At 52.0% G+C, this 8,427-nt stretch carries 6 protein-coding genes and 3 pseudogenes; all 9 read right to left on the bottom strand.

What is annotated here, in order from left to right:
- Positions 1-114: 114 nt before the first annotated feature.
- The 9 genes and pseudogenes from glmS to rocF all read right to left on the bottom strand — a co-directional run bounded on the left by glmS (position 115) and on the right by rocF (position 8,259).
- Positions 115-1,917: a glutamine--fructose-6-phosphate transaminase (isomerizing) gene (gene glmS / locus VU18_RS00745; protein WP_011229667.1), complete on the bottom strand. Its 1,803-nt coding sequence runs from the start codon at positions 1,915-1,917 to the stop codon at positions 115-117.
- Positions 1,918-2,467: 550 nt separating this feature from the next.
- Positions 2,468-3,349 (bottom strand): annotated as a pseudogene (locus VU18_RS00740) (phosphoglucosamine mutase); the annotation flags it as partial.
- A 1-nt stretch (position 3,350) separates the two neighbouring features.
- Positions 3,351-3,817 (bottom strand): annotated as a pseudogene (locus VU18_RS18615) (phosphoglucosamine mutase); the annotation flags it as partial.
- A 27-nt stretch (positions 3,818-3,844) separates the two neighbouring features.
- Positions 3,845-5,083, bottom strand: coding sequence for a YbbR-like domain-containing protein (locus VU18_RS00735; RefSeq protein ID WP_021322053.1), 1,239 nt, complete (start codon positions 5,081-5,083; stop codon positions 3,845-3,847).
- Positions 5,076-5,280: pseudogene (locus VU18_RS18610) on the bottom strand (diadenylate cyclase); the annotation flags it as partial. The pseudogene VU18_RS18610 and the gene VU18_RS00735, both read right to left, overlap by 8 nt.
- A gap of 1 nt (position 5,281) precedes the next feature.
- Positions 5,282-5,897, bottom strand: a 616-nt coding sequence (cdaA, locus tag VU18_RS00730; protein WP_236687226.1) for a diadenylate cyclase CdaA, incomplete at its 3' end; no start/stop codon positions are given.
- A gap of 72 nt (positions 5,898-5,969) precedes the next feature.
- On the bottom strand, positions 5,970-6,581 hold the full coding sequence (rsiW, locus tag VU18_RS00725) for an anti-sigma-W factor RsiW (RefSeq protein WP_011229663.1): 612 nt from the start codon (positions 6,579-6,581) through the stop codon (positions 5,970-5,972).
- A 14-nt stretch (positions 6,582-6,595) separates the two neighbouring features.
- Positions 6,596-7,159: an RNA polymerase sigma factor SigW gene (gene sigW / locus VU18_RS00720; RefSeq protein WP_011229662.1), complete on the bottom strand. Its 564-nt coding sequence runs from the start codon at positions 7,157-7,159 to the stop codon at positions 6,596-6,598.
- Between the two features lie 200 nt (positions 7,160-7,359).
- Positions 7,360-8,259, bottom strand: coding sequence for an arginase (rocF, locus tag VU18_RS00715; protein ID WP_021322054.1), 900 nt, complete (start codon positions 8,257-8,259; stop codon positions 7,360-7,362).
- Between the last annotated feature and the right edge of the window lie 168 nt (positions 8,260-8,427).

Below are 8,427 nucleotides of genomic sequence, written 5' to 3'. Positions count from 1 at the left end.
TCAGTTCCCGACTTTTTTGTTCGGTACCCAACTTTTTTGTCCGGTTCCCGACTTTTTTGTCAAGTACCCGNCTTTTTTGTCATTCAACACAAGTCTTTCCGACCAACGAACCGCTCACTCCACCGTCACGCTCTTCGCCAAGTTGCGCGGTTTGTCGACGTCGCAGCCGCGGTGCAAGGCGGCATAGTATGCGATCAGCTGCAACGGCACGACGGACACAAGCGGCGTAAGATCCGGATGGACAGCCGGGATGATGAAGCGGTCGCCGTCGCCTTCCAGGCCGCGCATCGAGATGACGCACGGGTTCGCGCCGCGGGCGACGACTTCTTTTACGTTGCCGCGAATGCTTAAGTTGACGTGCTCTTGGGTGGCGAGGGCGATGACCGGCGTGCCGTCCTCAATCAAGGCGATCGTGCCGTGTTTCAGCTCGCCGCCGGCGAACCCTTCCGCTTGGATGTAAGAGATCTCCTTCAGTTTCAGCGCGCCTTCTAGGCAGACATAGTAGTCAACGGCACGGCCGATAAAGAAGCAGTTGCGCGTCAACGTCAAGTAGTCGCTTGCGATTTTCTCCATTTCTTCTTTCGCATCACACAGCATTTCCATCACATTGGCGACGATGGCGAGCTCTTTCGTCAAGTCAAAGTCCAGCTCAAAGCCTTTCGCTTTCGCCGCCGCGGCGGCCAAAATCGCAAGCACAGCAATTTGCGCCGTATATGCCTTTGTCGAGGCAACGGCGATTTCCGGGCCGGCGTGCAACAGGAGAGTATAATCGGCTTCCCGCGACAGCGTCGAACCTGGGACGTTCGTGATCGTGATCGCTTTATAGCCGAGTTTGTTCGTTTGCACGAGCACGGCGCGGCTGTCGGCCGTTTCGCCGCTTTGCGAGATAAAGATGAAGAGCGGCTTTTCCGACAACAGCGGCATGTTGTACGAAAATTCGCTGGCAATATGCACTTCGACTGGAATTTTCGCCCACGACTCGATCAATTGCTTGCCGACAAGACCTGCGTGGTAGCTCGTTCCGCACGCGACAATGTACAGGCGGTCGGCGTTCAGCACCTCATTGATGATCGCTTTGTCAATGGCCAATTCACCGTTGTCATCTTGGTATTTTTGAATGATGCGGCGGATGACGAACGGCTGCTCATCAATTTCTTTCAGCATGTAATGCGGATACGTCCCTTTTTCAATGTCGCTCGCATCGAGCTCAGCCGTAAATGGCTTCCGTTTGACTGTTTCACCGTTTAGCGTTTGAATCGTGACGTTCTCGCTCGTGACGATGACGAGTTCCCCATCCATCAGTTCGACGAATTGATTCGTCACTTGGAGCATCGCCATCGCATCGCTCGCCACGACGTTAAATCCATCACCCAATCCGACAAGAAGCGGGCTTTTGTTTTTGGCCGCATAGATGGTGTTTTCGTCTTGTGCATCGATCATGGCGATGGCGTACGATCCTTTTAACAGCGAGAGCGTTTTTCGGAACGCTTCTTCCGTTGTCAGCCCGTCACGGACGAATTTTTCCACGAGCTGGACGATGACTTCCGTGTCCGTGTCGCTTTGAAACGCAACATCGGCTAAATAATCGCGCTTGACCATTTCATAGTTTTCAATGACACCGTTATGCACAAGCGTAAAACGGCCTGAGGCGCTTTGATGCGGGTGGGCGTTCACTCGGCTTGGCGCCCCGTGTGTCGCCCAGCGTGTATGGCCAATGCCGACCGTCGCGTTGACGTTCGGGTCGACGATGCGGCGCAAATCAGCGATCCGTCCTTTTTCCTTAAACACATGCACGCCGCTTTCGTTCAATACGGCGATCCCCGCCGAATCGTAGCCGCGATACTCGAGTTTTTCCAATCCGCGCAATAAAATTTCCTTCACATCTTGATAACCGATATAGCCAACAATGCCGCACATGGCAAATGTTCCTCCTTTTCATCTTGGAGGCTGCCGCTAACGAGAACCGTCTTTCCTGTTCAGTTGTCAAAGAACATGTTCGGGGTCTCGCCGATCCACGGGCGGCAGACTCCCTTCTTCGTTTCGCGCGATGACATCCTCCCCTTTGTGCAAAGGGTCACCCCTTTGTTTTAAGAGAGGACTTGCGGCTGTCATCGCTCCAGCCGGGAGGCATCCGCCGAAAACCTCGATAAACCTCCTCCTCGTCAACTAAGCGTTCTTCCGTCCAACGCTTAGTCCAGGCGCTTTTGTCTCGTCAAAACCGATGCAACAACCAACCACCTTTTTGCTTTGTTGGCCATGCCTACGGTTGCGGCAAGCCATCACTTCACCATGTTCCGCTCTTCGCCCTTCCATCGCCTCCTTTCAAGAAAAAGGCAACAACGTTAATATTACAGGACATTCCCAGCGGCGTCAACTATCATCTATCCATCCCTTTATATAAAATAACCTATGCATAAACGGAAGCGAACGTTCCGTCTATGCATAGGGTGGTTGTCCAAGCGGTCGGTTATTCCACTCCCATTTCACGGCGGACGACATCCGCGATCCGCTCAACGTAGGCGCGGCACGCTTCCTCGGTTTGGGCCTCCGCCATAATGCGCACAAGAGGCTCAGTCCCCGATGGGCGGACAAGAACGCGGCCATTGCCGTTCATCTCTGCCTCCACTTCCTGGATCACTTTTTTCACTTGTTCGTTTTCCATTGCTTTTTCCTTATCGGCCACCCGGACGTTCACAAGCAGCTGCGGGTATTTTTTCATTTCCCCCGCCAATTCGGAAAGCGGCTTGCCTTTGATTTTCATGATGTTGACAAGCTGGAGCGCCGTCAACATTCCGTCCCCCGTCGTGTTGTAGTCAAGGAAGATGATATGTCCGGACTGCTCGCCGCCGAGATTATAGCCGTTCTTCTTCATTTCCTCGACGACATAGCGGTCGCCAACGGCCGTTTGTACACTTTTGATTCCCTGCGCCTCAAGCGCCTTGTAAAACCCAAGGTTGCTCATGACAGTCGAGACGACGGTTTGCTGTTTCAAGCGGCCGGTTTCTTTTAAATATTTGGCGCAAATGTACATAATTTGATCGCCGTCAACAATGTTGCCGCGTTCATCCACGGCGATGAGGCGGTCGCCATCGCCGTCAAAGGCGAGCCCGACATCGGCTCCTTTTTCTTTGACAAACGCCGCCAACGCTTCCGGATGGGTGGAACCGACTCCTTCGTTAATGTTGAGCCCATTGGGCGAAGCCCCCATTGTCACGACATCCGCATCCAAATCGGCAAATAAGTACGTCGCAAGCGATGACGTCGCCCCGTGCGCGCAGTCGAGGGCGATTTTCATCCCGGAAAAATCTTCTTCATCGATCGTTTGTTTTAAATACTGCAAGTACTTTTGNCCGCCTTCAAAATAGTCGTTTACTTGCCCAAGCCCAGCCCCGATCGGCCGCGGCAGCATATCCTCCGCGCTGTCGATCAGCGCCTCAATTTCCGCTTCCTGCTCATCCGACAGCTTGAACCCGTCCGGACCGAAAAATTTAATGCCGTTATCTTGCACCGGGTTGTGAGAAGCAGAAATCATGATGCCGGCCTGCGCTCCAAGCGCCTTCGTCAAATAGGCGACACCTGGCGTGGAAATGACGCCAAGGCGCATCACTTCAGCCCCGATCGACAAAAGCCCGGCGACAAGGGCGCCTTCAAGCATATGGCCGGAAATGCGAGTGTCGCGCCCGATCAATACTTTCGGGCGCTCAGCGCTTTTGGTCAGCACGTATCCGCCGCAGCGGCCGATTTGAAACGCCAACTCTGGCGTCAATTCACGATTTGCGACTCCTCGTACACCATCAGTGCCAAAATATTTGCCCATTCGTTCACTCTCTCCTTACTATGCAGTTTATTGTGCAGTTGCTTTGTCGCTAATATGGACCATCGCCGTTTCCGCCGACGGCTGCCATTGGACTTGTTCAGGGTGGTTCCATTGAATGGGAACTTGATGTTCGCCAATGCCGAGGCCGCTAACATCGACATACAAGCGGACATCATCTTTCGTCAATCCACGGACGACATCGGGCGGACCGACAAGGCGGACCGTAATTTTGCCTTCAAGCGGTTTGACAAATTCAGCTTTGTATGAATCCGGCAAGCCGACGACGGCGATCGGCACGTCTTTCCACGTTTGCGTGACGTCTTTTTCCACATCAATATGCACCTTGATTTTGTCTGGATCGACGTTTTTTGCTCCATCAGGGAGCGGAGCGTCAAGTTCTACCGTCGCATCGTCGGTAATGTCGTCCAAATCAACTGTCAATCCTTCCAGCTTGTCAATATGGTTCAACACTTCCTTCGGTCCATAAATCGTCACTCGATCCGGCTCCGGCGTGATGCTGACAAGATGCACACCATCCGGCAACTCCCCAGTTGTTCGCACTTGAACCGACACCGTCTTGCTCGGGCTTTTCACCGGCACGGTTACTTCCACCGACGATGGCTCTGGCTCAATATCCAACTCATTTCCCCGTCGATCGTACACCCGAACGCGCGCTTCTCTCGTCAGCGTTTCCGTCGCCCCATCTAAGTCGACGATGGCTTTGACAAACGCAATCTCGTCGATTAGTTCCTTCGCCCCGGTAATCGTCACGGCATCTGGTTTCACAGTCGGTTCTCCAACGGAATAGCCATCCGGCATTTTGTTTCGATTGAAAAATTCAACACCGACAGGAAACCGTTTCGACACTTTTTCACGAATCGTCACTTTGGCGGAGGAAGGCTGAATCGTCACTTTCAACTTGTCAGAGATGTCCCTGTATTTGATCGGCACCGTGTATGTCCCTAACGGCAATTCCGTTAAATCGACATACACCTCGAAATTTCGTTGCAGAGCCGTCGGCTTGACAATGCTGGCCGGCCCTTGGAGCGTAACGTTCACGTATTTCGGGACGCCAGATACGACCAAGTTGTCTTCATCATAGTAAGCGACCACCGGAATATCGATCAACGTTTCCGTATCTTCCTGGCCAAACGTGTTGCGCGTTTCACCGGTTTTCGCCCCGACATTGGCCGACATATACAGCATAATCGCCAGCAATAAGGAGACAACGCGAATAAACCAAGGATGGTCCATCAACTTATCCATGTTTCTTCCCCCTCCATTGCCAACGGGAAGAAGCGGGCGCCTTCGTCGCTGGAGCAAGTTCGCCGGTCAACAGCTCCCGAAACTCATCGATCGTTAAATCGCGGTACAGCTCGCCGTTTTTCGTCAACGATACCGCTCCCGTCTCCTCCGACACGACGACGGTGACGCTGTCAGTCACTTCGCTGATGCCGAGCGCCNCCCGATGGCGTGTTCCGAGCTCTTTCGAAATAAATGGACTTTCCGATAATGGTAAATAACAGGCCGCCGCAGCGATTTGGTTTTTTTGAATAATGACCGCCCCATCATGAAGCGGCGTGTTCGGAATGAAAATATTAATGAGCAGTTCCGGCGATACATGAGCGTTTAACATAATGCCGGTTTCGACATAATCGTTCATTCCGGTTTCCCGCTCAATGGAAATCAGCGCGCCGATGCGTCGCTTCGCCATATACTCGGTCGCTTTTACAATGGCTTCCACCATTCGCATCCGCTCTTCATCTTCATTGACCGTATTGCGGGTGAACAGCCGTCCGCGGCCGAGCTGCTCAAGGGCGCGCCGCAATTCTGGTTGAAAAATGATGATGATCGCGAGAAATCCCCAAATGATCGCCTGATCCATCAGCCATTGCAGCGTTGTCAAACCGAGATAATTGCTCACGAAACGAACCAAAATAATTAAAAAAATGCCTTTTAACAGCTGAATGGCCTTCGTCCCGCGAATCATCATGATCAACTTGTAAATCACATACCAAACGACAAGGATATCAACCACTTTTAACAAATATGACACGATGGGGAGCTCTCCGAAGGACATCTTCACACTTCCTTTATCTCTAATTCCAATCTGTTGATGGCCACGGAAAAAGCCATCGAACGATGGCTGCCATCATTCAATCGATTGGAGCGCACGATTGAACCTTTCTTTAATATTATACCAAATCCATTCAAACACTTGATTAATTTCCTCCACTTCCCCTGTCACTTGCCCGGCGGACGCCATATATTTCTTTCCATGGATCACAGTCACGTCCCCATCAACCGTTCCTTCAATCCGAATCGAGCCATTGCGGACGACAATATCCCCTTTGACCGTTTCTCCTTTCGGCACGATGACAGTATGATCGCGGATGATGACATGTTCATCAGCTGAGACGGAAAACGCGCCTCTTTCCCCCCATGAAGAAGCTAAGCTGCCTAAAGTGAGCGCTAAAAACAACGAGGCAGCCGTAAGCAGCGGGTGGCGATGCAGGAAGCGGCGCAGCCGCGCGGTCTTTCTCTCTTTCGGCATCGCCTCCATAACCTTGGCTGCAAACGACGGCGGCGCCGCAACGTGGGCGGCATATTGGAGGAAAGCAACCGTCTTTTTCAGCTCGTGAAAATGGGCAGCGCACGCAGCGCACGAACGCAAATGTTCTTTCAGCTGCTGCTCTCCTTCTGGCTGGAGATCTCCATCAAAATAGCTGTGCATGAGCAACACGATTTCTTTCGGACATTCCATAGTCTCCCACCCTCTTATAAATGACCCAATTGCCTGCGCAACGCTTCGCGGCCGCGATGCAGCCGCGTTTTCACCGTGCCGACCGGCAACCCTAAAATCTCGCTGATTTCTTGCAAGGACAAATCTTCCATATATTTCAACACGATCACGCTTCGATACTTTTCTGGCAACTGCTCAATCGCTCGCTGCACCGTCTCTTGCAGCTCCAGGCTTTCCACTGCCTCCTCCGGGGATGCTTCGCGGGAAGGAAGCTGAGCCTGCATCGTCAACCCGTCCGTGCCTCCGACCTCTTCATCTAAATACACGTCCGGCTTCCGTTTCCGCAATTTATCGATCGTCAAGTTCGTCGCGATCCGGTACAGCCAAGTGGAAAACTTCATTTCTGGATTGTACGTATCAATATGGATGTAGGCGCGGATGAACGCCTCCTGCGCCGCATCTTCCGCCTCATGCCGATTGCCAAGCATTCGATAGCAAAGGCGGTAAATCTTGTCCTTATACAAATCGACAAGATCCGCGTATGCGTTTTGATCCCCTTTTTGGATCGCCTTAATTCTCTTTTTAATAAATAGATCCATAAAATACAATACCCCCGCCTCACGGCTTACTGTATATTACGGCGCTCGATCAAGAAAAGTTTCATGCAACATATTTATTGTATCATACAACTGAAAAAGAGGGGACGCCAAACAAATGGCAGCCCCTCTTTCACAAACAGCGGGAACAAATCATCATCATATCCGTGAATCCCGCAACCAACCCTCTTTGCCCACATGCATTAAATGAGTTTTTCACCAAACAACGACCCCATCAGCGCTACAGCAACTGATGCTGTTTTGTTCCGCTCATCCAAGATCGGGTTCACTTCGACAAATTCCGCTGAAGTGATGATTTGTGCTTCGGCCAGCATCTCCATCGCCAAATGGCTTTCGCGGTATGTCAATCCTCCAATGACAGGCGTTCCGACTCCCGGTGCGTCGCTTGGGTCAAGGCCATCCAAGTCAAGCGACAAATGAACGCCATCCGTTCGTTCTTTTAAATAGGTGATCGTTTCTTCCATCACCCTTGTCATTCCGAGCCGATCAACCTCATGCATCGTGTAAATTTTGATTCCTTTTTCGCGAATAAACTTCTTCTCCCCTTCATCAAGGGAACGGACGCCAATCAACACGACATGTTCCGGCTTGATTTTGGGGCTGTATCCGCCGATTTGCGTCAGCGCCGGATGGCCAAACCCGAGGCTCGCCGCCAGCGGCATGCCATGAATGTTTCCAGACGGCGACGTTTCCTCGGTGTTGACGTCGCCGTGCGCGTCATACCAGATCACTCCAAGCCGCTCATAATGTTTCGCCACCCCGGCGATCGTGCCAATGGCGATGCTATGGTCGCCGCCCAGCACAAGTGGGAAGCGCCCCCGCTGAACGACTTGGTCAACCGCCGTCGCGAGTTTCTCATTCGCCTCCGCAACCGCTTTCAAATTGCGCAACCGTGAATCTCCTTGCTCGTGCAACCGCTCTGCTTTCCCAATCGGAATATCTCCCAAATCTTCAATATCGTAATGAAGACGTTCCAGACGTTCGATGACGCCTGCATAACGCATTGCGCTCGGCCCCATATCAACGCCGCGGCGTGTCTGCCCTAAATCCATCGGAACCCCGATAATTGAAATTGGCTTCATGCTGTCTCCCACTCCTTTCCGGTTCCTGTTACGTCTTTATTGTAGAGGAAAGAAAGGGGATGACTCAACTTGACAAAATTTTGAATATTTATACCGATATAACAAAAAAGAGCAGGCTGCTTGTGGTTGTCAAGCAGTCTGCTCTTGATGGAGCCTATCGGGATCGAA

Source organism: Geobacillus sp. ZGt-1, assembly GCF_001026865.1.
Lineage (GTDB): Bacteria > Bacillota > Bacilli > Bacillales > Anoxybacillaceae > Geobacillus > Geobacillus thermoleovorans.
This window is presented reverse-complemented; position numbering and strand designations above follow the sequence as displayed.